At 64.0% G+C, this 25,839-nt stretch carries 19 protein-coding genes; 11 read left to right on the top strand and 8 right to left on the bottom strand.

Translation table 11 applies throughout. The annotated features are described in order from the left end of the window. Window positions 1–468: 468 nt before the first annotated feature. The 6 genes from RQH62_RS04375 to RQH62_RS04400 form a co-directional block, all read right to left on the bottom strand. Window positions 469–1,479, bottom strand: coding sequence for an aldo/keto reductase (locus RQH62_RS04375; protein ID WP_311267534.1), 1,011 nt, complete (start codon window positions 1,477–1,479; stop codon window positions 469–471). 1 nt (window position 1,480) lies between these two features. Then, window positions 1,481–2,650, bottom strand: coding sequence for a 4-hydroxybenzoate 3-monooxygenase (gene pobA / locus RQH62_RS04380; protein WP_311267535.1), 1,170 nt, complete (start codon window positions 2,648–2,650; stop codon window positions 1,481–1,483). Window positions 2,651–2,857: 207 nt separating this feature from the next. Further along, window positions 2,858–4,591: a CocE/NonD family hydrolase gene (locus RQH62_RS04385; RefSeq protein ID WP_311267536.1), complete on the bottom strand. Its 1,734-nt coding sequence runs from the start codon at window positions 4,589–4,591 to the stop codon at window positions 2,858–2,860. Between the two features lie 10 nt (window positions 4,592–4,601). Beyond that, window positions 4,602–6,137, bottom strand: coding sequence for an alpha/beta hydrolase domain-containing protein (locus RQH62_RS04390; protein ID WP_311267537.1), 1,536 nt, complete (start codon window positions 6,135–6,137; stop codon window positions 4,602–4,604). Further along, window positions 6,137–8,818 (bottom strand): TonB-dependent receptor domain-containing protein, encoded by a 2,682-nt coding sequence (locus RQH62_RS04395; RefSeq protein WP_311267538.1) that lies wholly within the window; start codon window positions 8,816–8,818, stop codon window positions 6,137–6,139. The genes RQH62_RS04390 and RQH62_RS04395 overlap by 1 nt, the downstream gene beginning before the upstream one ends. A gap of 240 nt (window positions 8,819–9,058) precedes the next feature. Next, window positions 9,059–9,556, bottom strand: coding sequence for a MarR family transcriptional regulator (locus RQH62_RS04400; protein WP_311267539.1), 498 nt, complete (start codon window positions 9,554–9,556; stop codon window positions 9,059–9,061). 126 nt (window positions 9,557–9,682) lie between these two features. Between RQH62_RS04400 and RQH62_RS04405 the strand changes: the two genes are divergently transcribed. The 8 genes from RQH62_RS04405 to RQH62_RS04440 are packed head-to-tail and all read left to right on the top strand — an operon-like array spanning window position 9,683 to window position 19,672. Then, window positions 9,683–10,186: a TRAP transporter small permease subunit gene (locus RQH62_RS04405; RefSeq protein ID WP_311267540.1), complete on the top strand. Its 504-nt coding sequence runs from the start codon at window positions 9,683–9,685 to the stop codon at window positions 10,184–10,186. Then, on the top strand, window positions 10,183–11,487 hold the full coding sequence (locus tag RQH62_RS04410; protein WP_311267541.1) for a TRAP transporter large permease: 1,305 nt from the start codon (window positions 10,183–10,185) through the stop codon (window positions 11,485–11,487). The genes RQH62_RS04405 and RQH62_RS04410 overlap by 4 nt, the downstream gene beginning before the upstream one ends. A 4-nt stretch (window positions 11,488–11,491) precedes the next feature. After that, window positions 11,492–12,553 (top strand): TRAP transporter substrate-binding protein DctP, encoded by a 1,062-nt coding sequence (gene dctP, locus RQH62_RS04415; RefSeq protein ID WP_311267542.1) that lies wholly within the window; start codon window positions 11,492–11,494, stop codon window positions 12,551–12,553. Further along, the gene (locus tag RQH62_RS04420; RefSeq protein WP_311267543.1) at window positions 12,550–13,794 is read left to right on the top strand and encodes a CaiB/BaiF CoA-transferase family protein; all 1,245 of its coding nucleotides are present in this window, start codon (window positions 12,550–12,552) and stop codon (window positions 13,792–13,794) included. Before dctP ends, RQH62_RS04420 begins: the two co-directional genes overlap by 4 nt. 1 nt (window position 13,795) lies before the next feature. Next, window positions 13,796–16,201: a 2-hydroxyacyl-CoA dehydratase family protein gene (locus tag RQH62_RS04425; protein ID WP_311267544.1), complete on the top strand. Its 2,406-nt coding sequence runs from the start codon at window positions 13,796–13,798 to the stop codon at window positions 16,199–16,201. Beyond that, window positions 16,198–17,385, top strand: a complete 1,188-nt coding sequence (locus RQH62_RS04430; protein ID WP_311267545.1) for a CaiB/BaiF CoA-transferase family protein — start codon at window positions 16,198–16,200, stop codon at window positions 17,383–17,385. Before RQH62_RS04425 ends, RQH62_RS04430 begins: the two co-directional genes overlap by 4 nt. Continuing rightward, window positions 17,382–18,566 (top strand): CaiB/BaiF CoA-transferase family protein, encoded by a 1,185-nt coding sequence (locus RQH62_RS04435; RefSeq protein ID WP_311267546.1) that lies wholly within the window; start codon window positions 17,382–17,384, stop codon window positions 18,564–18,566. Before RQH62_RS04430 ends, RQH62_RS04435 begins: the two co-directional genes overlap by 4 nt. Beyond that, window positions 18,563–19,672: a CapA family protein gene (locus RQH62_RS04440; RefSeq protein ID WP_311267547.1), complete on the top strand. Its 1,110-nt coding sequence runs from the start codon at window positions 18,563–18,565 to the stop codon at window positions 19,670–19,672. The genes RQH62_RS04435 and RQH62_RS04440 overlap by 4 nt, the downstream gene beginning before the upstream one ends. Before the next feature lie 6 nt (window positions 19,673–19,678). On the opposite strand, the gene RQH62_RS04445 is transcribed toward RQH62_RS04440, so the two are convergent. Further along, window positions 19,679–22,105, bottom strand: a complete 2,427-nt coding sequence (locus RQH62_RS04445) for a hypothetical protein (RefSeq protein WP_405053513.1) — start codon at window positions 22,103–22,105, stop codon at window positions 19,679–19,681. 102 nt (window positions 22,106–22,207) lie between these two features. Beyond that, window positions 22,208–22,669, bottom strand: coding sequence for a MarR family transcriptional regulator (locus RQH62_RS04450; RefSeq protein ID WP_311267549.1), 462 nt, complete (start codon window positions 22,667–22,669; stop codon window positions 22,208–22,210). 74 nt (window positions 22,670–22,743) lie between these two features. Here RQH62_RS04450 and RQH62_RS04455 point away from each other — a divergent pair, with 74 nt between their 5' ends. The 3 genes from RQH62_RS04455 to RQH62_RS04465 all read left to right on the top strand — a co-directional run bounded on the left by RQH62_RS04455 (window position 22,744) and on the right by RQH62_RS04465 (window position 25,828). After that, complete coding sequence (locus tag RQH62_RS04455; RefSeq protein ID WP_311267550.1) at window positions 22,744–24,195, top strand: aldehyde dehydrogenase; 1,452 nt, start codon at window positions 22,744–22,746, stop codon at window positions 24,193–24,195. A 115-nt stretch (window positions 24,196–24,310) separates the two neighbouring features. Continuing rightward, entirely contained in the window at window positions 24,311–25,171 is an 861-nt protein-coding gene (locus RQH62_RS04460; RefSeq protein WP_311267551.1) for a p-hydroxycinnamoyl CoA hydratase/lyase, read from the top strand. A 102-nt stretch (window positions 25,172–25,273) separates the two neighbouring features. Next, window positions 25,274–25,828 (top strand): DUF3237 domain-containing protein, encoded by a 555-nt coding sequence (locus RQH62_RS04465; RefSeq protein ID WP_311267552.1) that lies wholly within the window; start codon window positions 25,274–25,276, stop codon window positions 25,826–25,828. Window positions 25,829–25,839: the final 11 nt, after the last annotated feature.

Genomic DNA, 25,839 nt, shown 5'->3' on the forward strand with positions numbered 1-25,839 from the left:
ACTGTGGATATGTATTGAGACATATGAACTGGCTAAGCTTTTACGATGTCCGTGATGCCTAGAAGCCACCACAACACCGAGCCGCCGCCCACATGTCCCTTCATCTAACCGACAATGTCAAAGAACCGACAACCTTAGCGGGACAGCCATCCTTCCCTGAAAAACTTTCCAGGGGAGTGCGTCCCGATCATGTTGGCGACCGTCCAATCCAGCGCCGCAGTGGCACCGTCCCGTCCGGTGAAAAGCCCTCTAGGCGGGGCATTTGATTCGGTCAATAACGTTTTTTGAACTTTATGGGGCAACCGTGGAGAATGCCGGCATTTGTCGAGCAAAAAGCCCATATTCCGGGCACTTTTCGCTAGTGCAAAATAATGCGGGCATGGACAGACCTTCGTCCATCCATGCCCGCATTGAAGCCATTTTTGCGAATCAACCCGTTGAACAGGCTGGAGAATCATCTCGCCCGATTCAGGCGAGCGGTTCGCCATCCCAAGTCTCGGTGTCGATCTGCTTTTGTGCATCGCGGGGGTAGCGCGGCCCCGACGGCGCATCGAAGCTAAAGAGGCTGTCCACCGCCGCGATCAGATCCGCCGGCCAATCCCGCGCCAGCGTCGCCAGATCTTCGTCCAGATGGGCAATGCTGGTCGTGCCGGGAATCGGAACGATATGATCGCCCTTCGCCAACAGCCAGGCCAGGCAAAGCTGTGCCGCCGTGCACCCAGCCTCATCTGCCAATGTCTTCAACTGATCGACCAGTCGCAGATTGACATCCAGATGCGGAGACTGGAAGCGAGGCATGGCGCCACGAATATCCCCCGGCAGGAGGTTCGCCGCATTGGGGTTCCCCGCAAGCAGCCCGCGACCAAGCGGCGAAAAGGCCACGAAGGCCGCGCCCAGTTCCGCACAAGCCTCCAGCACGGCCACTTCCGCATTGCGTACCCAGGGCGAATATTCGGTCTGCATCGCCGCGATCGGATGGACCGCATGGGCACGACGCAGCGTCGTCGCAGACATTTCCGACAGCCCGATCGCGCCGATCTTGCCCGCTTCCTTTGCACGCACCAGCGCACCGACCGACTCCTCGATCGGCACATTCGGGTCCAATCGGTGCAGATAATAAAGGTCGATATGATCAACCTTCAGCCGGCGCAGCGCATCCTCCAGCACCCGCTCGATCGCCTTGGGCGAACCATCGAGCCCGCGTTTCCCGTCAATCTCCGCCAGCACGCATTTGCTCGCCAGGGTGAATTCTGCCCGCCGGTCCATCAAAGTCCGGCCCAGCAATTCCTCATTCGCACCGAAGCCATAAAGCGCAGCGGTATCGAACAGGGTCACACCCGCATCCAGCGCATGGCGCAGCAGCCGCTCCGCCTCCGCCGCATCGGGACGCGGCAGATAGGCATGGGACAGATTCATGCAGCCAAGGCCGATGGCCGAAACGGTGAAAGGGCCGATAGTGCGGGTGGGAAGGCTGGTCATATTATAGCGGCAATCCTACATAATTTTCCGCGATCGTCGTCTGCGCCGCGACCGAGGAAGCGATATAGTCGAGGTCGGCGACCTGCATCCGGCGATCGAACGCATCGCTGTCGGGGAAGCGGTGCATCAGCTTCGTCAATTGCCATGAAAAACGTTCGGATTTCCAGACGCGGGCCAGCGCCTTGTCCGAATAGCCGGCCACCGCGTCGCTGTCATGCCGTTTGAAGTAAGCGATCAACGACTGAGACAGATAATGCACGTCAGACATGGCCAGATTGAGGCCCTTGGCGCCGGTCGGCGGCACGATATGCGCGCTGTCGCCGGCCAGCATCAGCCGGCCGTGGCGCATCGGTTCGAACACAAAGCTGCGCAGTGGCGCGATCGACTTTTCCAGCGCCGGGCCGCGGGTAATATGCGCGGCCGCTTCCGGCCCCAGCCGGGTCGCCAGTTCATCCCAAAGCCGGTCGTCGGGCCATTCTTCGATCTTCTCGTCCAGCGGCACCTGAATATAATAGCGGCTGCGCGTTTCCGAGCGCATCGATGCCAGCGCGAAGCCGCGCTCATGATTGGCGTAGATCAGCTCATGATTACAGGGCGGCACATCGGCCAGGATGCCGAGCCAGCCGAACGGATAGACTTTTTCATAGGCGGCCGCGACCGAGGCGGGGATCGCTTTGCGTGACGGGCCGTGGAAACCATCGCAGCCGCACAGGAACTGCGCGTCGATCCGATGGGTCGCGCCATCCTTGCTATATGTGAGATAAGGGGCATCACCATCGACATCATGCAGCGCCACATCGGCAGCATCGTAGATAATCTGCAAACCGCGATCCGGCGCCGCATCCATCAGGTCGCGAGTCACTTCGGTCTGACCATAGACCATCACCTGGCGTCCGGTCAGTTCGGCGATATTGATACGGATCAGCCGTTCGCCGTCGGCCAGATGGAAGCCGTCATGCGGCAGCCCCTCCGCGTGCATCCGGGCGCCCAGCCCAAGCCGGTCCATCAGATCGGTGGTAGTGCGCTCCAGCACGCCGGCCCGGATGCGGCCCAGCACATATTCGGGAGAGGCCCGCTCGACGATTACAACATCAATGCCCTCGGCACGGAGCAAATGACCGAGCATCAGTCCGGCGGGACCGGCGCCGACAATGGCGACCTGGGTTTTCATGGCAATCCTCTCCACATCATGGACATTTGCCGAGGATGATGCCGCATCACCGCTCGGCCGCCCATGTCAGGGGCGACCGAATAATTGGATAATTCAACAGCTACGCGTCATCATGATCGACGCGAATATGGCGGCAACTTGAACACGCCGGCCAAGGTCGCCGCCATCAGGCTGGATGCTTCAGCATCATCCGATCGAAAGATAGGATCAACGCGCACCAGCCGGGACTACTGGCACCGCCACCTGAGAGGGATGATCCGCGTCGGCAAAGACAGTGATGGTCGGTGGCGTCTGCATGTCTCGCGCCCGTTCACGATGGTCGGAGCCTGTCAGGGTGATCTGCATCCGATGCCCTTTCTGGAACACCCAGCTGGTCGGCATCATGTCGAACCGCAAATGTGTCGGCTCGCTAGCCTTGAGCGGCTGGGCATCTTCCTCATAGGCCCGGTGCCATGGCACACCCGGCGGCATCGACCAGGGCGCCTGCCCTTCCTTGCGCAGCGATGCCTTCAGCCGCCCTTCCGTGACGACCCGAACCGTGCCGTCGGGTGCCACATCCTCCAGATAGGCAAAGATGTTGGCATCATTCTGGTCAGAAGAAACCCAGAGGTCGGCCAGCGCGTTGCCGGTGACTTCCGTGTCCGCCGCCACTGGTGCACCAGCCATGCTGACACCCGATCCGGCTACATGGCAGGGCTGGACCTGCGATCCGCTGCCGGCATCCGGACAGGCGATGTCGTAGCGCGCCTTGAAGTTGACCGGCTTGCTCCTGACCGGAGCGGTGGCCAGTTTGCCGGTGGTAAAATAGAGTGGCGTCATCTTCGTCGTTTTCAGCGGCCAGTCGGTCGTCGCCCGCCATGCGCTGCCCTTGGGCGCGTTGACGGTGAAATAATGGATCGGCGCCTGCGCGTCGATACCGGTATCGATCCCCTTGAGATAGCGATCATAGAAGCGATGCATTTCTTCCAGCAGCGCGAAATCATCACTGTTGCAGTGCGCCCAGGGGCCGATCAGCACCCGCGATCCCGGCACGTTGCGATGCGCGATGAAGGCCTGATCGCGCAGTTCGTCGCGCCAGCCACCCTGAATATAGAGCGGCACCGCGCCCAGCCTGATCTGGTCGGCATAGCTGGAGGCGCTGCCCTCTGCCCAGAAACGGCTGGCGACCAGCGACGACCAGCTGTCGCGATAGGGCAGTTGCTTCCACATGTCGAATAAGGGCGTCGACAGTTGATGCTCCTCGGCTGCCTCGCGCAGGATCACCTTCTTCTCATCGCCGTCGACCGGCGAAACTTTCATGTCATCTTCGACCGTCCGGGTCGGGCCAGTGCCCCATTGGGCGAAAATGCCGCCCCGGCGGAAGGCATCATATTTGTTCCAGGAAAAGCAGCCGGCAAACACGGCCTTCAATGCCGGCGGACGCATGGTCATGACATGCATGGCTGCGTCCCCCGTGTTGGAGCAGCCATAGACGCCGACTTTGCCATCGGACCAGTCCTGCTTGGCCAGCCATCCGGTCATGTCGAAGGCGTCCTGCGCCTCGTTCCGGTCATGGTAGCCGCGCCGCACGCCGGTCGACTGGCCATTGCCGCGCCGCGCCACCTGCACCACGACATAGCCATAGCGCACAAGTTCCTGCATCTGACGAAAGCCGCTCACCCGGCCGCCCGCTCCATCGGCCGTCAGTTGGGAGATGGACAGGGTATGATGCCAGATTACAGGGAACCGCCCCTCTACGACCTTGCCATTCCGCGTCGGCCGGTCGATCCGCACGGCAAGCTGCACCCCGTCGCGCATCGGCACATAGAGAGACGCGCTATGGATGCCGTCATACACCTGTTTCGGCTGATAATGGCCGAAACTGCTGTCCGCTGGTGCAGCGATCGCCGTGCCGCTCGCCATTGCCGTCAGCGCCAGAAGCGCGGCCGCCAGAGCTTTCATCCTCATCCCCTTATCGCTTCCCGAATTGGCGCGCTGCATCCGCGCGAGCCTTGACCTTGAGCGCCGCGGCATCGGCGGACAGCAACCAATGCTGCCGCACCAGCGCATCGACTGCCCTATCGTAGCGCTTTGCAAAACCGGCCGCGCTACCATAGCGCGCCTTGAGCGTTGCCGTGTCCATATCCTGCCGCAGGAAGATCGGCCGGCCGATCTTCGCGACGCAGGCCAGCTGATCGCTGCCGGTGTAAAGACCATAGGCGGCCAAGGGCACCTGAAACTCCGCCACGGGCAGGCCTCCCTCCGGATTGCCGTCCTTGTCGCGCGCTATCTTGCGGTCAGCGGTCCAGCCAAGCTGCGGCGCGCGCGGCGCGGGCACACCCTCGTCCGTCCACAATCGCAGATTGTCGAGCGCCGCACGAATGAATGCGCCATGCGGCACGTCGCTGATCGGCAGCGGGCAGCTATTGCCCGCCTCCTCGCCCTTCACGCCTGCGACCGGATAGCCCTTCGCCGCCAGTTGCACCATATTGGCCCGCTTGTCGCGCGGCGGATTGCCGTCAACCATGCTGGAGCCGTGAATGACGCCGCCCAGTTCATAGACGCGGTGCGCACCGACCTTCGCATCGCTATCGGGCTGCTGTTCGGGCCGACCGGTGCCGACCTCGAACTCGCTCATGAATTCGATCACCGGCACGTCGATCGGACGCAGGGTGCGGCGCGCATCGTCATTGGCGACGGGCGGCTCCTCGCTGTTGAGCGGCACATAGCCACCCCCGTTCCAGCGGGACGATATGCCCAGCAGATAGCCGTCGAACACTGGTTTGCCATCGGGCAGGCGGGCGCGATCATGGAAACCTTCGTTGATGAAGCTGCGCTGCACGCTGCCGGTGAAGGACCAGCCGCCGACGAGCAGGCGTCGCACCTCCAGACCCTTGAGCGGATTGTCCGCTCGGTCGCTGCGCAGCAGGGCGCCGACATCGGCCATCAACTGATAGCGGATGCCATCTTCCTTGGGCCACTGGATCGGTTTGTAGCGATCCGGCTCATACCATTGCAGCACCTGGCTCTGCGCCGTCGGCACCGGCCCCTTGGCGGAGATGGCGCGGCTCGGCGCATCGTCGCCAAGGCCGGCGGCGACATAGATATCGCCCCGCTTCATCAGATACTCCGCCGTTGCCAGCCAATGACTCGTCCCGCCCTGCGACGGGTGGATCGGCTCGAAATGCGCGATGCCACTGAACCGCGCCTTGTCCTTCGGACGCCGCACGATGATCCGCGTGCCATAGGGCACATCCTTGGCCAGAACAGACAGCCTACCATCTGCCTCATGCCGGAAGGCGTCGGCCGTGCCGTGGAGGAAATATTCCTCCTCGACATAGCCATGCGCCGCCAGATCGATGGCCGGCAGCGCGCCCGGCACATTGGCGCTGTTGTATATCTGGCTGGTCGCCGTCACCGGCACCGGCCCGTCGACCTTGTCGATCCCAGCCCAGGCAGGAACCGACCCCATGAGCGCGATAGCCGCGACCGCCAGACCGACCCGCATCAGAAGCTCTTGCTGATCGAGAGCGACACCATCCGACCGATCGCATTGGTCGTCTGTGGATCGAAACCGCCGCCACCGCCATTGCTGGTCGGCGCCAGATCGGCAAAGGGCGGATCGCGATCGAACAGATTCTGTACGTCCAGCCCCACTTTCACACCCTCCGTTCCCGGAATGCCGGTTTCGCTCAGGTCATAGGCGAGGCGCAGATCGACCGTGGTATAGCTTTTGATCTTCTCGACCGGCGTGACATAGGTGTTGTTGTACCCATTTTGCCAGGCGACGACGATGCTGCCATCGAACCCGCCCTTCGACCAGCCGGCCACGCCACGCGCGCGCCATTTCAGCGGATAGTCGATATTGTTGACCTGATCGATCACGGGCGCATCCGGCGTGATCCCGACCTTGTAGGTCAGGAAATGTGTGCCCCGCACGGAGAAGCGGAAATCGCCCGCATTGCCGGTCCGCACCGGTACGGAGAGGCCGAAATCGATGCCGCGTGTGATAGTGGTGCCAAGGTTGCTCGGACGCCCTTCGACGAAGACAGTGGCCGCCTGCGCATTGGCCGTGGTGCCGCCATTGATGGTCAGGCCCTGCGCGATCAGTTCCGCGATCCGCGCCTGCGCCGCCGCATCGCGCAGGATGATCGAACTATAGAGATTTTCCTGCCTCAGCACGTTCAGGTTGGACAGATAGCCGTTGATCTGCCCCTTATAGACCAGATCGAAATAGTTGAGGCTCAACTGCGCACCCGGCAGGAAGTCGGGCGAATATTCGCCGCCGAACGACCATGTCCGCGCCGTTTCCGGCTTCAGGTTCAGGTTGCCGCCAGACAGCGCCACGCCCTGCACCGTCGTACCGACCGTCGGGTCGAAATAATTCTGGATATACATTTGCGTGCCGCCAGCGCTGATCAACTGGGTCAGCAACGGCGCGCGGAAGCTTTCGCCATAGCTGCCGTGCAGCTTCAGGTTGCGCACCGGTTCCCAGTTGATGCCGATCTTGGGATTCTTGGTCACGCCCACATCGCTATAATCATCGATGCGTCCGGCAATATCCAGATCGAGCCGCTGGAAGCCGGGGATGGCGTTGTCGGGGCCGAAGATCGGCACCATCAGTTCCAGATAGGCCGACTTGACGTTGCGGCCAAGGCTCAGGTCCGTACCGGTCTGTGCGCCGACCCGGCCACGCACTTGCCCCGTGCGCAGGTTCAGCTTGTAATATTCGGCGCCCACCGCGACCTTCACGTCGCCGCCCGGCAGGCTGAAGAGCGTACCGTTCATCGTCACTTCCGCCGCGCGCATCTTGCTATGGCCGCGCGTGTCGGTGACATTGTTCATGATCGCATCGATCACATTCTGATTATTCGCCGACGTGCCAAAGGGATTGAAAGCCGTCGCCGGATCGCTGCTCGCCAATGCGGCTGTCAGCGCAGCGCTATCGGTCAGATTACCATGGGAACGCACATGGTCACGGCTGTCGCCGATCGTGCCATAGACATCGATCTGCCAGTCACCGAACAGGTCTGCGTTGATACCAGCCGTCCCCTGGATCGTCTTGGATGTGATGTCGGTATTGGAATAGGGCCCGAAATCATTGGCAAAGCTATACTGCACCGTCTCGCTCGCCGGATTGGTGCCAGCCGGAGCGACGAAGTAAGCGTTGCTGCGCGGCACGGTCAGATTCTGTGCCGCCGTCTGCCCACGCCGCTGGGCATCGCGCCGCGCGGCATAGACGTCGGCATAGAAGCGGATGCCATCGGTTATATCCTGATCGAATGTCAGCGCCGCGCTGTTGATCTCCTGCTGCGGCACCAGGTCGATGGCTTTGAGATTGTCGCACTTGTTGCTGGTGCCGGCCACCAGAGTGTCGGGCGTCGCGCCGCCGGCCGGGATCGCATAGCTTGTCCCGCCCGTCACGATATTGCCCGGCGCGCACTGGGTGACGCGATAGTCTGCGCCGCCCCGATCGGTCAGGTTAGCGCCATAGAAATCGCGATGCAGCCCGCTCAGATTGGTGCGATAGGTATGCTGGAAGGATGCCGTGATCTGACCTGTATCCCATTTATGTCCGCCAATGACGCCGATCTGACTTTCGCGATAATGGTCGGCAAAACCATTCTGCACCTCGACTTCCAGCCCTTCATATTTGCGGCGCAGGATGAGGTTGGCGACACCCGCCACAGCGTCCGACCCGTAAATGGCCGATGCGCCGTCCGCGATCACTTCCACCCGTTCCAGCGCCAGCGTCGGGATGGTCGACGGATCGACGCTGTTGCCGGCCGTGCCCTGCGGCACGGCGCGATGGCCGTTGATCAGGGTCAGCGTGGCATAGGGGCCAACGCCGCGCAGGTTGATCGAATTGCCATAGGCGACGTTGCTGGCGCCACCCGCGCCGCTGCGGGTCGTGTCCGACACGCCATAGTTCAGGATCTGTGGCGTTTCCTGAAGAATGCGAATGGTGGTGGTCGCCGCCGACTGCTCGATTTCCGCGCGGCCTACCGCCACCAGCGGCGAACCGACCGGAGCGACGCCGCGAATGCTGGTGCCGGTGACGATGATGTCGGCCGCACCCTGATCGTCCTGCGGCGCAGCGCCTTCCTGCGCCAGCGCGGGCGCCGCGGACAGGGCGAGCAACATCAGGACGGAGCGAGAAACGGAATGGCGCAGCGCGGTGCGTGGCATGAATGTACCTCCCGACCCGACCGTAGCCGGGCGATTATCGTTGGGCGGACACCGCGCACGATGGAAGGAACAGCCCTACCGACGCCATGATCGGCGCCCGGCACATCTCTCTCCATCGTCACGGCAGCGTCTTCGCCATCCGCAAGCGCTTTCATCGCGCTCACCAAGGACGCGATAATGTTTCGACTCAATCGTTGATTCTGTCAACCATCATTTTAACAAACCATATTTACCCCAACCTCACAGGGTGATCCCCTGCTCGTCATAGGCCTCATACATACGGTCGAGCAGTTCGCGCAGCAGCGCCAGTTCCGCCTTGGTTAACTGGTGCAGCACGGCATCCTCGGTCTTCGCCAGCGTGTCGAACAGTTCGTCCAGATAGGCTTGCCCCGACTCGGTGGCAAATAAAGCATGGCGCCGCCGATCAGTGGGCGACCGCTCCCGCCGCGCCAGGTCACGCCCCTCCAGATCGTCGACAATCTGCACCGTAATCGACTTGTCCAGGCCTACGGCGCGAGACAATTCATTCTGGGAAATGCCGGGATTGGCGGCCACGATCGCCAGCGAGGAAAAGAGCCCGGACCGCAGATTGCGCTCCGCCGTCGCCGCCGCAAAATCGCGCGACAACTGGTTCTGGATGCGCCGCAGGCGAAAGCCGATAAACTCGTCCAGGCGACCCAGCCTGACGCCCGATTCTCCATTATCCTGATCCGGTTTCTTGCCTGCCACGCGCTTCACGAAAATTCCTGTCGTTGAAATTAGTGTAGTTGACAGAAAGTTGAATTTCTCTACCATATTTTCCGTCAAGTCATTAGACGGGCGAACCGCCGGGCTGTCAATAAGGCGGCCTTCAGGGAGAGGAAGATGCAGAACGATCTCGATCCGGGGGAGGCACCGCCGCCCACGCCCCAGCCGGAAAGCGGAGCCACCCGCGCGGCCTTTCTGGTCGGCGGCACCGGCCTGTTCGTCGCCATGGCGACCGACGCCATCGCCGTGCTCGGCCGTCATGTCGGTTTCACCCTGCTCGGCTCGATCGAGGTGGTACAATGCTGCATCGTCCTCATCGCTTCCTCCGCGATGATCTTCGCGACCCTGAAGGGCACCCATGCCGCCGTGCATATCCTGACCGAAAGGCTTAGCGCCCCGGCGGTCACCCTGCTCGCGAAGATTGCCGCACTACTGTCCATGTCGTTGTTCATTTTGCTCGCCACCGGCTGCCTCTGGCTGGTCGCGGACCTGTGGCACGGCCATGAGCGGACCGAATTGCTCCACATCCCCATCACCCCGCTGCGCCTGATCCAGATCGCGGCGCTGCTCTTCGTCGCGGCGCTTTTTGCCCGCGCCCTCTTCCGCCGGAGCGCCCGATGACGCCTGAACTGATCGGCCTTTTGGGCATAGTCGCTCTGCTTGGCCTGCTTGCGATCGGCGTACCGATCGGCGTCGGCCTCGCCGGCGTCGGGCTGCTCGGCCTTGCCATCCTGATCTCGCCCGAAGCCGCCATCATCAAAGGCGGCGTCGTCGGCTTCGAAACGGTGATGAAATATGAGTTGGGCGTCCTCCCCCTCTTCCTGCTGATGGCGCATCTTTGTTTCGCTGCCGGGGCGAGCCGCGATTTCTTCGACGTCGCCGCCCGGTTCGTGGGCCATCGTCGCGGCGGCCTTGCCCTCGCCTCAATTGCGGGTTGCGCGGGTTTCGGCGCGATTAGCGGGTCCAGCCTCGCTACCGTCGCCACCGTTGGCGCAGCTGCCTTGCCCGAAATGCGCCGCGCCAATTACCAGCCGGGGTTCGCCGCCGGCGCACTGGCGGCCGGGGGCACGCTGGGTTCGCTCGTCCCCCCTTCGGGCGCGCTCATCGTGTTCGGCATCATCGCCGAACAGTCGATCGGCAAGATGTTTGCCGCCTCGATCATCCCCGGCCTCAGCCAGGCCCTGTTCTACATGGTGACGATCAGCATCCTGTGCCATTTCCGCCCCGCACTCGGCCCCAAGGCCGAACGCATTGGCTGGCGCAATCGCATCCTGGGCCTTGGTCGCATCATCGATGTCATCGCGCTGGTGATCTTCGTCATCGGCGGCCTGATGATCGGCTGGTTCACCCCCACCGAAGCCGCGTCCGTCGGCGTGATCGCGGCACTCGGCATCTGCGCTTTGCGCGGTGCCTTCAACCGGCAGGCGATTGGCGGCGCGGTCGCCTCCACCCTGCGCACCGCCGGCATGATCTATGTCGTCATCATCGGCGCCGTCCTCTTCGCCACCTTCATCAGCGTGACCGGGATCGCCGACCTCATGTCGCAGACTGTCCGCGACATGCACACCAGCCCGGTGCTGGCGATCATCGTCATGGCGGCCCTGCTGCTGCTGCTCGGCTCGTTCCTCGATGGCCTCGCGCTTATGCTGCTGACCACCCCCATCTTCCTGCCTATCGCGCAGGAACTGGGCTACAGCGCCATCTGGTTCGGCATCTTCCTGACCCGGACGATGGAAATCGGCTTCGTCCATCCCCCGCTTGGCCTCAACGTCTATGTGATCCAGGGCATCGCCAAGGACATACCACTGGGCGCGATCTTCCGGGGGATCATCCCCTTCCTCGTCGCCGACTTCTTCCACCTTGGCCTCATCATCGCCTTCCCGGCGCTGACCCTGTGGCTGCCCAGCGTGACGGGGGGCTGATCCCATGCGTTTCCTCATCCCCCTTGCCGCTGCACTTGCACTCGCCGCCTGCGCGCCTGCGCCCAAGCAGGCGGAGCATGTGCTGACCTATGCCAGCCCCTATCCGCCCAGCCACCCGTTCAGCCGGGCGGACAAGGAATGGATGGCCGGTGTAGAAAAAGCCAGCCACGGCCGCATCGCCTTTCGCCCCTATTGGTCGGGCGCGCTGCTTTCCAACGACATGAGCATGGAGGAAATCCGCCACGGCATCGCCGATATCGGCCTCATCACCCCCATCTATGCCAAGGGCGGCGCGCATCTGCTGCGGGTCCAGTCGGGCTTCTATGGCGGCGTGCGCGACATCAGCGAGCAGATCGCCGTCTATGACTGCCTCGCCAGCCGCTTTCCCGGTTTCGGCAAGGAACTGCACGGCCTGCATGTGCTGGCGGTGCAGGGCGGCAACTTTCCCGGCGTCCTGACGATCAACCGCCCGATCCGCCATCTGGAGGATTTTCGCGGACTTCGTTTGCGCGCGCAGAGCGACGCCGTTGATGTGCTGAAGGAACTGGGTGCCGACCCGGTCAACATGCCGATGAGCGAAGTCTATAGCGCGCTCGCCAAGGGCGTGATCGACGGCGTGGTCGCCCCGGCCGACACGATCAAGAGCCTGCACTTTTCCGAAGTGGCCAAGCATTTCACCACCATCCGCTTCAGCCGCGGCGCCTATCCCGCGCGCGCCATATCGGACAAGGCATGGGGCCGGCTGCCCGCCGACCTGCAAAAGCTGCTCGCAGGTTCGCGCAAGGACTGGGAAGCCGCACTCAACCGGGAATTGCTGAAGGCTGAAGCCGACGGCATCGCCTTCGGCAAGACCGACGGCGTCGATTTTGCGCCCCTGCCGCCGCAGGAGCAGACACGCTTCGACGCCCTCTACAACAAGGACGCGCTGGGACAGGCGGAACGGTTGCGATCCGTCGGGATCGACGGCCTGCCCGTTTTCCGCGCCGCCCAGCATCTCATCACCAGCGGCACCGCCGCTCAATGCGACATCGGCGCGCAATCCGCGCCGTCAGGGGAACAGCCATGACCAACACGCCCACCCAGCGCCCGCTCGAAGGGCTGCGCGTCATCGACCTGACCCGCGCCCTTGCCGGCCCCTATGCCACCTTGCTGCTCGCTGGCCTTGGCGCCGAAGTCATCAAGATCGAAGATCCGCGCGGCGGCGACCTGGCGCGCGAGAACAGCCCCTATGTGGGCCGCGACGGTATCGTCGTGGAACGCAAGCATGAGGACGATATTTCCGTATCGCACCTGACCCGCTCCCGCGGCAAATATGGCGTGGCGCTGGATTTCAAAAAGCCGGGCGCTAGCCAGGTCTTCCGCGACCTCGTCCGAACCGCCGATATCGTCGTCGAAAATTTCACCGCCGGGACCGCCGATCGGCTGGGCGTCGGCTATGACGTCGCGAAACAGGAAAATCCCGGTATCATCTATTGCTCCCTGTCCGGCTTCGGCGCCACGGCGACGGATGGCAAGGCGATGGATATCATCATTCAGGCTTTGTCGGGCGCCATGTATGCGAGCGGCGGCCATAATGAGCCGCCTGTCCGCATCGGCATCCCGATCGCCGACATGCTAGCCCCCGTCTTCGCCGTGATCGGCATCCTTTCCGCGCTGGAACAGCGGCACCGCACGGGCGAGGGCCAGCATATCGACGTGTCGATGCTGGGGGCACTCACCAGTTTCGTCGCAATCGAAAACTGGTCGGCCATGGCGGCGGCAGGGATGCAGGCGCGCACCGGCCTCACGGTTCAGCGCCTCTCCCCCTTCGGCGTGTTCGAGTGTGCCGACGGCTATGTTGCCGTGGTCGCCGTCCATGAAAAGCTGGCCCAAGGCCTGTTCCGGGCCATGGGCCGCCCAGATCTGGGGCAGGAGGCGCGCTTTGCCAACCGCGACTCCCGTGTCGCCAATGCAACCGTGCTGGAAGCGCTCATCAACGACTGGTCGCGTACGCTGCCGACCAGCGAGGTGGTTACGAAGCTGGAGGCGGAGGGCGTGCCCGTCGCACCGGTACGCCATCCCGAAGATGCGCTGGTCGATCCGCGCGTCGTCGCCCGGCACGAAACAATGGAGGTCGCCCACCCCACCTACGACACCCATATCGACCTGCGCACCGCCGGCATCCCGATCGTCTTTTCCGGTGCGAAAACCGGTTTCGACGATGTGATGCCAGTGCTGGTCGGCCAGCATAGTGACGACATATTGTCCCGCCAGCTCGGCTATTCGGCAGACCGGATCGCTGCATTGCGTTCGGACGGCGTGATCTGACATGACAGCCGCGCGCGCCTTGGAAACCGCTGCCGCCGCCTATCGCGATCCGACGGGCGTCGCCATCCGCCTGCGCAGCGAGGGCCATCGCGTCCTGCGCGTCATTGGCAGCGACGCGCCCTTGCCGCTGCTCAGGGCCGCAGGCTTCTCTCCCGTACGGATGGCGCCTTCGCCCGGACATCCCACCCCGCGCGCCGATGCGCTGCTGGGAGCATCGACCGGCCGTCGCCGCGCGCATCATCTGGTGGAACAGTTGCTCGATCCGGCGATGACCGATCCTGTGCTGTTCACCCGCGCCGACGCAGAACAGGCGCAAATCTTCTCCGCGTTGCGCGAAAATGCACGCCTCGGCGTGGCAGGTCCACGCATCGTCACCCTGCTCGACCTGCTGCATATCGATCGCCCGTCGAGCCGCGCCTATAATGGCCAGCGCCTCGCCCAATTGCGCGTCTGGCTGGCGGAGGCCGGCGGTCATCACTTCACCGATGCGGACCTCACCAATGCCGCCGATGCCGCTGACGAAGTGAATGCGTTGTTGCGGACGGCCGATGCCCTGCGGTTCGGCCCAGCACCTCGCCTTTCCGGCACGGCGATGCTCCACCTGATCGGAGGCGCCGCGATCCTGCCCCCCGCCGAAATGGTGCCGTTGCTCAAGGCACTGATCGAGAATGCCGCCTCGCTCCCACGTCTGACCGGCACGCCTGCCTTCGTCGCTGGCAGCGCACAGGAAACCGACCTGCACGCCGCCGAAATCGAGGCCGAAGGGCTCCGCATCGTCGGGGAAAGCCACGAATGGGGCATAATGCGGTTCGCGCGGCCAACACCGCGTAGTATCGCGGATTGGTCCGATCCGACGCTCGCCGTCCCCAACGCCGCGGCCAGAAGAGCAATCCTCACTGCACTGGCCAGCGACGGCGCCCGCGATCGGCACGCCACAATTATCCTGCACCTGTCGGTCGACATGGACGAAGCCGCCCCCTGGAACGCCGCCGCGCTCCATGACCAACCGATCCCGGTACAGATGGTTCGATGCCCGCTCGATTCTGCCGATCCTCTGCGTCAGGCGCTACGGGGCGAACAAACTGCCCCTCCCGCTCGCACGCAACCAGCTGCTCAACAGCCCAAGACCCGCAGCCGCAAGCTCCTCACCGCCTCCACCTCGTCCGGCGACTATCAGCGCGACTGGTTCGCATCCGTACGCGCGCAGGCCGTTGCCGGCGCGCCCTTTGCGATGGTCAATGCCAACGCGCCGCAGGAAATATTGCGCGCGCTCGATGTCCCCTTCGTCGTCAACCAATGGTGGGCCTCGATCGTCGCCGCCAAGCAGCAGAGCAGCCGCTATCGCGACCTGCTGAAGGCGCGCCATTATCCTACCGATGTCGAGGCCTACAGCGCGCAAGGCTTGGCCGCCGCATTGGACGAGGATGGCGAGCAGGCTCCATGGGGCGGCCTTCCGCGCCCGGATTTCGTTCATGCCATCGCCTCCAGCGATGCAACGCCGGGCATCTTCGAGGCATGGGCGCTAGAAAGCGGCGCGACCCCCATGCTCTACGAGCGCACGGTCGATCCCCGCTGGCAGATCGACACCAATTGGTGGGAGATCTTGCCCGACCGCTGGGATGAGGTGCTGGAACCGGAACGGCTCGACTTGCTGGTCGCCGAACTGCGCGACGTCATCGCCACAATAGAGGCCAGAACAGGTGGTCGCTTCGACGAAAACCGCTTCATCGAGGTCATGCACCTCGTCAACGAGCAGGAAGAATATTATCGCAAGACCCGCGACCTGATCGCCAACACCACCCCTGCGCCAATCGGTATCGTGGATAGCATGCCCGCCACCATGGTGCCGCAATGGCATCGCGGCACCATCTGGGGCCGCGATGCGGCGAAAGCGCTCTATGAGGAAGTGGCGGTGCGCGTTGCCCAAAAGCAGGCCGCCATACCGAATGAACAGGTTCGCCTGATGTGGGTTGGACGCGGCCTGTGGAGCAACACCGGCTTCTACCAGAAATGGGAGGAAAGCTATGGCGCGATCTTCGTCTGGTCCATGTATCTGGCGCTGGCTGCGGATGGTTATATCCGCAATTTCGATCGGGACCGCGATCCGCTGCGGGCGCTGGCCGCCCGCTTCCTGACCATGGGTGACGAACTGCGCATGCCAAGCTGGGCCGCGCCTTGGCATGTGCATGAGGCGCAGACTCATGGCATCGACGGGGCAGTGGCGCTGACAGACGCAGACCCCTTCGTGCTTCGGGCTCTGATCGCGGCGGGCATCCCGGTTCTGGAACTGGGCGTCGACAATTATGCGCTCGACCGCGCCAACGCAGATGATCTGGAACGCCGGATCGCCGACTTCATCACCGGCCCCTGCATGCAGATGGCAGCGCGCCGGAAGGCTCCAGCATGAGCGCGCTCAAAGGGCTGACCGTCCTCGATTTCTCCCGCTTCCTGCCCGGCGCCTATTTCGGCTGGCTGGCCGGCGACATGGGCGCCGACGTGATCCGCATCGAACATCCGCGTGAACTGGCCAAGGCCACCACGATGTTCGGCGCAGACACGGACGAGGATGCCGAAAAGCTGCGCCGCGCGCGTCCGACCTACACCCGCAACAAGCGCTCGCTGCTGCTCAATCCTGGCCATCCCGACGCTGCGCCGGTCCTGCGCGCGCTCATCGAGCGGGCGGATATATTAGTGGAGGATTATCGCCCCGGCGTCATGGATGTGATGGGGCTTGGCTATGCAGCAGCAGCAGCGATCAATCCGCACCTCATTTACGCCTCCGTGTCCTTCGCCGGGCAAACAGGTCCGCTGGCCGGCCGCGCGGGCCATGATCCGGCCGCGCTGGCACTGTCGGGGGCACTTTCGCGCCTCAACGGCACCGCGACCCCAACCCTGCCCAGCGTACAGGTCGCCGATGTCCTGGCCGGCACCCATGCGACGATCGCGATCATGATGGCGCTTCAGGCCCGCGCCGCCAGCGGAACAGGCCAGCATGTCGATGTCGCCATGACCGACGCCGCCATGCCATTGTTGATGGTCGCGCTGGGCCGTACAGAGCCGGACGCGATCGGCTGGCCCGATGGCCGTTGGCATCCCAAAGGCGGCGTCTGGCAATGCGCGGACGGACACTGGCTTTGCACCACCGATATGGAGCCGCGCTACTGGGCCCGCTTCTGCGCTGCTGTGGGCCGGCCGCACTATGCCGTCCGGCAATTCGACACGGCATCGCACCCTGCCATGCATGACGATCTGGTTGCGCTGTTCGCGACGCAGGATCGCGCCCATTGGCTCACCCTGTTCGACGCCGCCGACACACAGGCGATGCCGGTGCTCACAGCCTCCGAAGCGTTGCGCCATCCCCATGCACATGCACGCGCCATGCATGTCACGCTGCCGGTCGGCGATAAAAGCGTCGAGCAGATCGGCACCCCTTTCCACCTCTCCGCCAGCCCGCCGGTCGATCATCGTCCCGCCTCCCTGCCCGGCGCGGACAATGAAACCATTCTTGCCGAACTCGGTTTCGATGCAGCCGCTATAGAATCTTTCGCCTCCGCCGGCCTTTTCTCCAGCGCGCGGGGCGCCGCCGCATGAACGCGCTGGACGGCATCAGGGTGGTGGACCTGACCCACGCCATTTCCGGCCCGACCTGCACCAATGCGCTGATGCAGATGGGCGCGGATATCGTGAAGGTCGAGCCGCCACGGACGGGCGACGGCTTCCGCCATTATACCGAACATGCCGGCGAATCGCTGATGAGCGTGCCCTTCGCCTCGATCAACGCCGGCAAGCGCTCGATCGCGCTCGACCTGAAACAGGATGAGGCAAGAGCCGTGCTGTGGCAGTTGATCGAGCAGGCCGACATATTGGTCGAAAATTATCGCCCCGGCGTGCTCGCGCGACTGGGCTTCCCGGTCGACGCCCTGCACCGTCGCAACCCGCGCCTCGTCATCGTTTCGATCACCGGCTTCGGCCAGACCGGCCCGCTGGCTGATTGGGGCGCTTATGATCATATTGCGCAGGCCATGTCGGGCATCGCCATGCTGAACGCCGTCGATGGCGAACCCCGCAAGCTGGGCCTGCCGATCATCGATAGTTTCACCGGCTATGTCGCGGTCATCGGCGTGATGGCCGCACTGCGCCGCCGCGACGTGACCGGCGTGGGCGAGCATGTCGATGTTGCCATGCTGGATTCAGCGCTGAAACTCGCCAATCAGACGGTCGCGATACACAGCTATACCGGGCACACGCCGGGCGGCACCGGCAACAAGGGTTTCCGTCTGGTCGCCACATCCGAATTCTATCCCACCGCCGACGGATGGATTGCGCTCGGCGCCAATCACCAGACGCAGGTGGAAGCGCTACTGCGTGTGCTGGGGCAGGAGCATATGATTGGCGATCCGGCCTTTATCGACCATGCCGCCCGCGTAGCCCATTATGACTTCGTCAAGGCATGGCTGACCGATCAACTGGCCCAATGGCAGACGAAAGAATTGGAAGCCCGGTTGACGCAGGCCCGTGTCCCGGCCGCCATGATCCGCAACGTCGGTCAGATCGTGGCGCACCCCCATCTCTCGCAGCGCGGATCGCTGGACGCCGTCACTCTGCCCGGTCATGATCGGCCACTGACGGTCATGGGCGCAGGCTTTTCGACCGATCCCGTCGCAACACCGGTCGTGCCGAAGCTCGGCGGCGATACCGACACCATTCTAACCGAACTCGGCCATGCCGGGGATCATATCGCCGCGTTGCGCGCGCAAGGAGCCGTGGCATGAGCCGCCCGATCGACATTCTGTTCCTGGGCGACATCATCCTCGACGTGCCTGAACCGGATCATTGGCTCTCCGGCATCGCCGACGTCACACGCGCTGCCGATCTTGCCATCGGCCATCTGGAAGTACCGCACACGCTGCGTGGTGAAGAATTGAAGGGCGATGTTCCCGCCCCCGGTGCTGAGCCTGCGCATCTCGCCGCCATCGCCCGCGCCAACATCATGATGCTCTCCATGGCCGGCAACCATATCGCCGATTGCGGCGCGATCGGCATTGCGGACACCAATGCGGAACTGGACCGCCTCGGCATCGCCCATAACGGCGCGGATGCGACGCTCGCCCTCGCCCGGCAACCAGCCATTATGATCCGGGAAGGCAAGCGTATCGCGCTGCTCAGCTATAATTGCGTCGGCCCGGAAATAAGCTGGGCGACGGCAGATCGGGCCGGCAGCGCCTATGTCAATATTCATGCCGCCGATGGCGGCCCCTGCCGTCCACAGGCCGAACTGACCGAAGCCGATCCCGCCTCCGTCGCTCAAATGCAGGCCGACATCGCCAATGCGCGCGGGCGGGCCGACGTCCTGATCGTCGCCCTGCACAAGGGGATCACGCATCGCCCTGCGGCACTGGCCCCCTATGAGCGCGCCCTGGCGCACGCGGCTGTCGAAGCCGGTGCGGACATCGTCGTCGGCCACCACGCCCATATTGCACGTGGCATCGAATTTCATCGCGGGCGGCCCATCTTCCACGGCCTTGGCAATGGGTGCGTCGTGACCCACGCCCTCACGCCGGCGCAGGATCATCCTGCCCGCGCGGAATGGGCCGAGCGACGCAAGAAGATGTTCGGCTTCGAACCCGATCCCGCCTATCCACTCGCCCCCTTCCATCCCGAAGCCGTCAATGGTCTGATCGGCCGCTGCCGTATCCATGCCGACGGCCGGATGGAGACGGGATTTCTGCCAATCTGGTTTGCGCCGCCCGGCCGCCCGACCGTGGCAGATGACCCAATGCGCGATGACATTGCCGCTTATATCGACGCCATCGGCATCAGGGCGGGCTTGCCGCCCCTTGATCGACGACTGTCGGACGGCTGGATCGAACTGGCCTGATCCCGATCAAGCCGCCGGCAACGTCACCACGCTGTCGGGCGCATCCCGCAGGCGGAGATAAAGTTTGCCGTCCTGCGGCGCGGGCGCCTTGAGCGCCGAGCCGGTATAGCCCTGCGCCACCTGTGCCGCCTGGTCGAGCGTCGGCGTCGCCCCCACCGCATCGATCAGGAACAGGTCGCGTCCCTTGATGGTGCACCCCGCCGCCTTGTCCTCGCAGGCCACCGCCTCGATCTGCGGCAAGCGTGCCAGTGTCACCAGCGGTTGCCAGTCGCTGACCTCTGCGCCGCGCAGCAGGCGGAAGCGCAGCGGCCCGAACAGGGATGGCGCCATGATCTTGGGGTTCAGCGTCGCTACCATCACCTTAGGGCCTTCCAGCCGAAGCCCGTTGGCGGCGGTCAGCCTGATCGGCACTGCCTCCTCATCGGCGGGCGCCACCTCTATCATGTCGCTGGCGCTCAACTTCGTCCCTTCGCCGGCACGGACCGAAAAGACCAGCTGACCATTATCCGGCAGCAGATTGTCGCCATTCAGCGCCAGCGCCTTGCCGTTTGCGGGCGGCGTGCCCAGGCTGATATCCTTGCTCAACAGTCCGACTTGCGGCCGCGCCGCTGCAACCGTCACGGCCAGATTGACACTGCGCCCGTCACGCAACCTGATCCGCGCGCTGGCTTCGCTGCCGGCTTCACCCGCACCGCTATCGCCCTGCGCCACCAGCCGCAACCGATCGACCGATCCGTCGCGGGTCAGTCCATCCGGCCGCAACGTCACGCCGCCGAGATCCACGCTTTCCACCTGATCCAGCCGCTGCCCGGACAGCAGCGCCGCCTTATCTCCTGCGTGGATCACCAGCCCGTCCAGCCGGCTCGCCTGCGCATAGCTGCGCACCGCCACCGCCGCGGGTTGGGCCACGCCCTGATATTTGACCTCGATGCTCAGCGCGCCGGGTTTCCGGTCCGCCAGCGGCACGGTCAGCGCCAGCGCGTCGCGTCCCTGTATCTTCCATTCGACCGGTCGGGGGGCGCCATCGCCCTGCCGCATCATCACGCTTTCAACGCAGGCAGGCGCGCCGCCCTTCAGCACCAATCCATTATCGCGGCCCACGACCAGCGCAGCGGTATCACCTTCGGCGGACCAAGCTCCGCCATCGGGCATCTGCAACATGAAGTCCGGCCCCTCGAACCGGTCAAAGCCCCAACGGCCATAGAGATGCCCTTCGACGCTGCCCTTGAAGGCGGGCGGCAGGCCGGCCCCCGTCAGCACATAGCCGCCCCTGTCGGCGCGCGCTTCCACCGGCACTTCCACCGTCTCGCCCGATGCCGCCTTGAGTGCCAGCTTCACGTCGCGGGCATAGGTGGTGGAAAAGATCAGCGGCGCCCCTTCGACCGGCAGCACCGTGCCCGCCCGTGCAACGCAAACCGGCGCATCGCCGACGCGGCGCAGACGCGGCGGACTGTCCGCCTCGATCGCCGGCATCGCGACGACCATCACCGACTTGGGCTTCTGGAAGGACGGCGCGGCGTTCAGCAGCAGCGATATACCCTCAGGCTTGCGCACGCTCAGCGTCGGCAGATAGTCGAATTGCGGGCTGCTGAACGCACCGAATATCTTCGCGATGTCGCGCACCACGCCGATATAGGGGCTGTAGAAGCCATAGCCTGCCTCGCGCGTCGCGGCTAATTGCAACGCCAGATCGGTGGGTGCCCCGGTCAGCGTCTCGGCCAGCGAGCTGCTATGGACATCGGACAGCACTAGCGATTCCCGGTTGTCGAGCAGGCAGGCCGCCTGCATCTCGACCACCTTGGACAGGCAGTCCTCGTTCAGCTTGATCGACAGACTGCGCGCCAGCGTCGGCGCGACGCTACGCAGATATTCGGGATGGCTGTTTTCCTGCGCCTTGATCGCCACCATAAAGGCATCCAGTCGTGAGCGGTCAAGCGATGCCTGATTGAGATCCTGTGTCGCCCTTACGAATTCACCCGGCTTTCCCCGCACCGCATCGGACAGCACGCCTTCCGCCCCGCCGGTATCGGGCACCAGGAACAGCACCATCTGGCGCGCGCCTTTGGGCACGGTCAGGACCAGCGCCTTGTCCTTGTCCTTCTTCTTCCATGTTTCGGCGAACTGCACCCAATCCTTTGGCGGCGGATTGGTCGCGCCGCGCAGGAAGGCCGAAACCAGAATGAAGCGCGCGCCCTGATCGGTCGGCAGATCCGCTTCGACCGAGAGTCGATCGCCTTCGGACAGACTGGGCACCTGTGCAATCGGCAGGCTCTGGTCGCCGCGCATCACCAATATGTCGAGCCCCGGTCCCGGCATTTCAAACGGCGCCGGCTCGGCCGCGCCCAGAGATGCTGGCGCCAGCATCGCCAAAGCAAACACACCCGCAGCACAGCGGGCAGTTCGCGTCATCCTGTCGATTGGCAATGGCGTCATCTGTTCGTCCGGTATCCTGTTGGCGCGACCCTGCATGCGCCTTTCCCACATGGGCCGGCACAAGCCAAGAGTGGAAGGGTAACGCCTCGCCCGGCTACCGGTTCACTCCGCCCCTGCTTCACCTTCCTCGGCGATCAGGCGCAGCGCCTCTCGCAGCAGGGAAATGTCCCTACCGGCCAGCAACCGTTCGAACCGCGCTTCATGCGCATCCATGATGGCATCGACCTGCGCACGCAGTTGCTCGCCCGCCGATGTCAGCGACAGCGCCAGGCTCCGCCCATCGACCGGCGATTTCTCCACTAGCCCCCGCCCCGCCAACGCCGCGATCAACGGCACCATATTGGCGCGCTTGATGCCCAGCATCCGCCCGACCTCGCTCTGGATACAGCCCGGATTGGCGCCGACCAATATCAGGATCGTCCCCTCGACCGGCCGCAGCCCGATCTCCGCCAGCGCGACGCCAAGACCCGCCATCATCGCAGCCGAAGCCCGCCGCAGCATATAGCCAAGGCGCAATGCCACCGGGTCTGTCAGGCGGTCGGCAGGGGGTGCGGGCTTATCCATATATCCGGCAATAATGTTATTGCTCAGAACAATCAACATTGCTATGTTTCATAACAATAAGAAGGAGCCAGGATATGCCTGCATCGGAAATTGCCCTGCTGATCGGCGGCGAATCGCACGCCACGGCTGCCACATTCAAACGCGCCAATCCGGTGACGGGCGCGGTCGCCACCATTGCCTCAGCCGCCAGCGTCGATGACGCCATTGCCGCGGTGGATGCGGCGCAGGCCGCTTTTCCGGGCTGGTCGGCCCTCGGTCCCAATGCCCGCCGCGCCGCCCTGATGAAGGCCGCCGACGCGCTGGACGCAAAAGCGGCCGAGTTCGTCGACGCGATGATGGAAGAAATCGGTGCGACCGAAGGCTGGGCCCGCTTCAACCTGATGCTGTCCAGTTCCATGGTGCGTGAAGCCGCCGGCCTCACCACCCAGATCGGCGGGGAGGTCATCCCGTCCGACAAGCCTGGCTGCATCGCCATGGCGATCCGCGAGCCGGCCGGCGTCGTGCTGTCGATGGCGCCATGGAACGCGCCGATCATCCTGGCCACCCGCGCCATCGCCGTGCCGCTCGCCTGCGGCAATACGGTGGTGCTGAAGGCGTCCGAACAATGCCCGCGCACCCATGGCCTCATCGTCCAGGCATTTGTCGAAGCCGGGCTTGGCGGCGGCATCGTCAACCTCATCACCAATGCGCCGCCGGACGCTGCGGATGTGGTCGGCGCGATGATCGATCACCCGGCCGTCCGCCGCGTCAACTTCACCGGCTCCACCGCCGTGGGCAGGATCATCGCGAAACGCTGCGCCGAAAATCTCAAGCCCGTGCTGCTCGAACTGGGTGGCAAGGCGCCCCTCATCATATTGGAGGATGCCGATCTGGACGAAGCGGTGAAGGCGGCTGCCTTCGGCGCCTTCATGAATCAGGGTCAGATCTGCATGTCGACCGAACGGATCATCGTGGTCGATGCCGTGGCCGATGCTTTTGCGGAAAAATTCCAGGCCAAGGTCGCAACCATGGCCGTGGGCGATCCCCGCGAGGGCAAAACCCCGCTCGGCGCCGTGGTCGACACGAAGACCGTCGCTCATGTCCAGTCACTGATCGCGGACGCGCTGGCATCGGGCGCAACGCAGTTGAACGGCGGCGACGCAGCCGGCGTCCTGATGCCCGCCCATGTCATCGACGGCGTCACCCCGGACATGAAGCTGTTCCGCGATGAGAGTTTCGGCCCGGTCGTCGGCATCATCCGCGCCCGCGACGAAGCCCATGCGATCGAGCTGGCCAACGACACCGACTATGGCCTTTCCGCCTCGGTCTTCACCCGCGACACCGCGCGCGGGCTCAGGGTCGCCCGCCGGATCCAGTCGGGCATCTGCCATATTAACGGCCCGACCGTACATGACGAAGCGCAGATGCCCTTCGGCGGCACCAAGGCGTCGGGCTACGGCAAGTTCGGCGGCCGCGCCGGCATCGACAGCTTCACCGAACTACGCTGGATCACGATGGAAACCGAGCCCGGCCACTACCCGATCTGATTGCCCCCCATTTTCCAGTCCCGTTTGGGCTGAGCCTGTCGAAGCCCTCGCCTCATCTTCGCAAAACGCGCCCTTCGACAGGTTGAGGGCCAACGGATCAAAAGGACATATAGCCATGACCAACATCCTGCATGTCGACGGCGTCGACCATACCGAACTCGAAACCGTCGCCTACACCGTCGAAGACGGCGTCGCCTGGGTCAGCTTCAACCGGCCCGACAAACGCAACTGCATGTCCCCGCGCCTCAACCGCCAGATGATGCGTGTGCTCGATGAATTGGAATATCGCACCGACGTCGGCGTCCTCGTTCTCACCGGCGAAGGCACGGCATGGTCGGCGGGCATGGACCTCAAGGAATATTTCCGCGAAACCGAAGCGCAGGGCCTAGCCGGAACGCGCGGTGCCCAGCGCGAAAGCTATGGCTGGTGGCGCCGTCTGCGCTGGTACCAGAAGCCGACCATCGCGATGGTCAATGGCTGGTGCTTTGGCGGCGGCTATGGCCCGCTCTTCGCCTGCGACCTCGCCTTCGCGGCGGAAGAAGCGCAGTTCGGCCTGTCCGAAATCAACTGGGGCATCCTGCCCGGCGGCGGCGCGGCCAAGGTCGCGACCGAACTCACCAATTTCCGCAATGCCATGTACCATTCGCTGATGGGCGAGAATGTCGATGGTCGTAAGGCCGCCGAATGGGGCTTCGTCAACGAAGCGCTGCCGCTCGACCAGCTCAAAGCCCGCGTCTCCGACGTCGCCCAGAAGCTGCTGACCAAGAATCCCGTAGCCTTGAAGGCCACCAAGGACGCCGTCCGCCGTGTCCGCGAAATGACCTATGACAACGCCGAGGATTATCTGATCCGCGCGCAGGAATCGGCCAACAGCTTCGACAATGACGGCCGCAAGGAAGGCATCAAGCAGTTCATCGACGACAAGAGCTACAAGCCAGGCCTCGGTGCGTACGACAAGTCGAAGCAGAGCGCCTGATCTGCACGACCGGGCCGCTCGCCGTAGGCGGCCCGCAAGGCTGTTCGGCTATCCGGACAGCCACCATCCTGCCATGAAAGAAAAGCCGCCAAAGGAGAGGATATGAGCCAGGATTTGCCGCGTCGAAGCCTGTTGAAGGCCATGCCCGCCCTGACCATCGCCGGCGTCGCAACCCCGGCTGCGGCATCCGACACGCTCGCCGTGCCGCCCTTGACGCTCGCCATGCGCCTGCGCGTGCTGATCGGCGCACCGCAGGAACTGGGCATGGTGGATGGCGTGCGCAAACGGGTGATCCCCATCACCGGCGGCAGCGTCGATGGCCCCCGCCTCACCGGCAAGATATTGCCCGGCGGCGCCGACTGGCAATCGATCCGGGCCGACGGCACCGCCGACATCCTGGCCCGCTACACGATCGAAGCCAGCGACGGCACGCTCATCTCCATCGTCAACCCCGGCTATCGCCATGGCCCCGCACCGGTGCTGGCTCGCATCGCAGCGGGCGAGGTCGTCGACCCCTCCCTCTATTATTTCCGCACCACGCCAAGGTTCGAGGTAGCAAGCGATAGCCCACATGGCTGGCTCGGCCGCACCGTGTTCCTGTGCACCGCCGCGCGCTACAAGGATCATGTCGCGCTGGACATTTTCGCGGTCGGCTGACACGCACGCAA

Origin of the sequence: Sphingobium sp. WCS2017Hpa-17 (genome assembly GCF_031843765.1) — a bacterium.
Lineage (GTDB): Bacteria > Pseudomonadota > Alphaproteobacteria > Sphingomonadales > Sphingomonadaceae > Sphingobium.

What these genes read in the sequence shown, in the direction of transcription:
- RQH62_RS04420 (WP_311267543.1), top strand. Translation starts at nt 12,550, where the DNA reads ATGACCAACACGCCCACCCAGCGCCCGCTCGAAGGGCTGCGCGTCATC.
- RQH62_RS04450 (WP_311267549.1), bottom strand. Translation starts at nt 22,669, where the DNA reads ATGGATAAGCCCGCACCCCCTGCCGACCGCCTGACAGACCCGGTGGCA.
- RQH62_RS04425 (WP_311267544.1), top strand. Translation starts at nt 13,796, where the DNA reads ATGACAGCCGCGCGCGCCTTGGAAACCGCTGCCGCCGCCTATCGCGAT.
- RQH62_RS04430 (WP_311267545.1), top strand. Translation starts at nt 16,198, where the DNA reads ATGAGCGCGCTCAAAGGGCTGACCGTCCTCGATTTCTCCCGCTTCCTG.
- RQH62_RS04395 (WP_311267538.1), bottom strand. Translation starts at nt 8,818, where the DNA reads ATGCCACGCACCGCGCTGCGCCATTCCGTTTCTCGCTCCGTCCTGATG.
- RQH62_RS04465 (WP_311267552.1), top strand. Translation starts at nt 25,274, where the DNA reads ATGAGCCAGGATTTGCCGCGTCGAAGCCTGTTGAAGGCCATGCCCGCC.
- RQH62_RS04445 (WP_405053513.1), bottom strand. Translation starts at nt 22,105, where the DNA reads ATGACGCCATTGCCAATCGACAGGATGACGCGAACTGCCCGCTGTGCT.
- pobA (WP_311267535.1), bottom strand. Translation starts at nt 2,650, where the DNA reads ATGAAAACCCAGGTCGCCATTGTCGGCGCCGGTCCCGCCGGACTGATG.
- RQH62_RS04390 (WP_311267537.1), bottom strand. Translation starts at nt 6,137, where the DNA reads ATGCGGGTCGGTCTGGCGGTCGCGGCTATCGCGCTCATGGGGTCGGTT.
- dctP (WP_311267542.1), top strand. Translation starts at nt 11,492, where the DNA reads ATGCGTTTCCTCATCCCCCTTGCCGCTGCACTTGCACTCGCCGCCTGC.
- RQH62_RS04440 (WP_311267547.1), top strand. Translation starts at nt 18,563, where the DNA reads ATGAGCCGCCCGATCGACATTCTGTTCCTGGGCGACATCATCCTCGAC.
- RQH62_RS04410 (WP_311267541.1), top strand. Translation starts at nt 10,183, where the DNA reads ATGACGCCTGAACTGATCGGCCTTTTGGGCATAGTCGCTCTGCTTGGC.
- RQH62_RS04435 (WP_311267546.1), top strand. Translation starts at nt 17,382, where the DNA reads ATGAACGCGCTGGACGGCATCAGGGTGGTGGACCTGACCCACGCCATT.
- RQH62_RS04385 (WP_311267536.1), bottom strand. Translation starts at nt 4,591, where the DNA reads ATGAAAGCTCTGGCGGCCGCGCTTCTGGCGCTGACGGCAATGGCGAGC.
- RQH62_RS04405 (WP_311267540.1), top strand. Translation starts at nt 9,683, where the DNA reads ATGCAGAACGATCTCGATCCGGGGGAGGCACCGCCGCCCACGCCCCAG.
- RQH62_RS04460 (WP_311267551.1), top strand. Translation starts at nt 24,311, where the DNA reads ATGACCAACATCCTGCATGTCGACGGCGTCGACCATACCGAACTCGAA.
- RQH62_RS04455 (WP_311267550.1), top strand. Translation starts at nt 22,744, where the DNA reads ATGCCTGCATCGGAAATTGCCCTGCTGATCGGCGGCGAATCGCACGCC.
- RQH62_RS04375 (WP_311267534.1), bottom strand. Translation starts at nt 1,479, where the DNA reads ATGACCAGCCTTCCCACCCGCACTATCGGCCCTTTCACCGTTTCGGCC.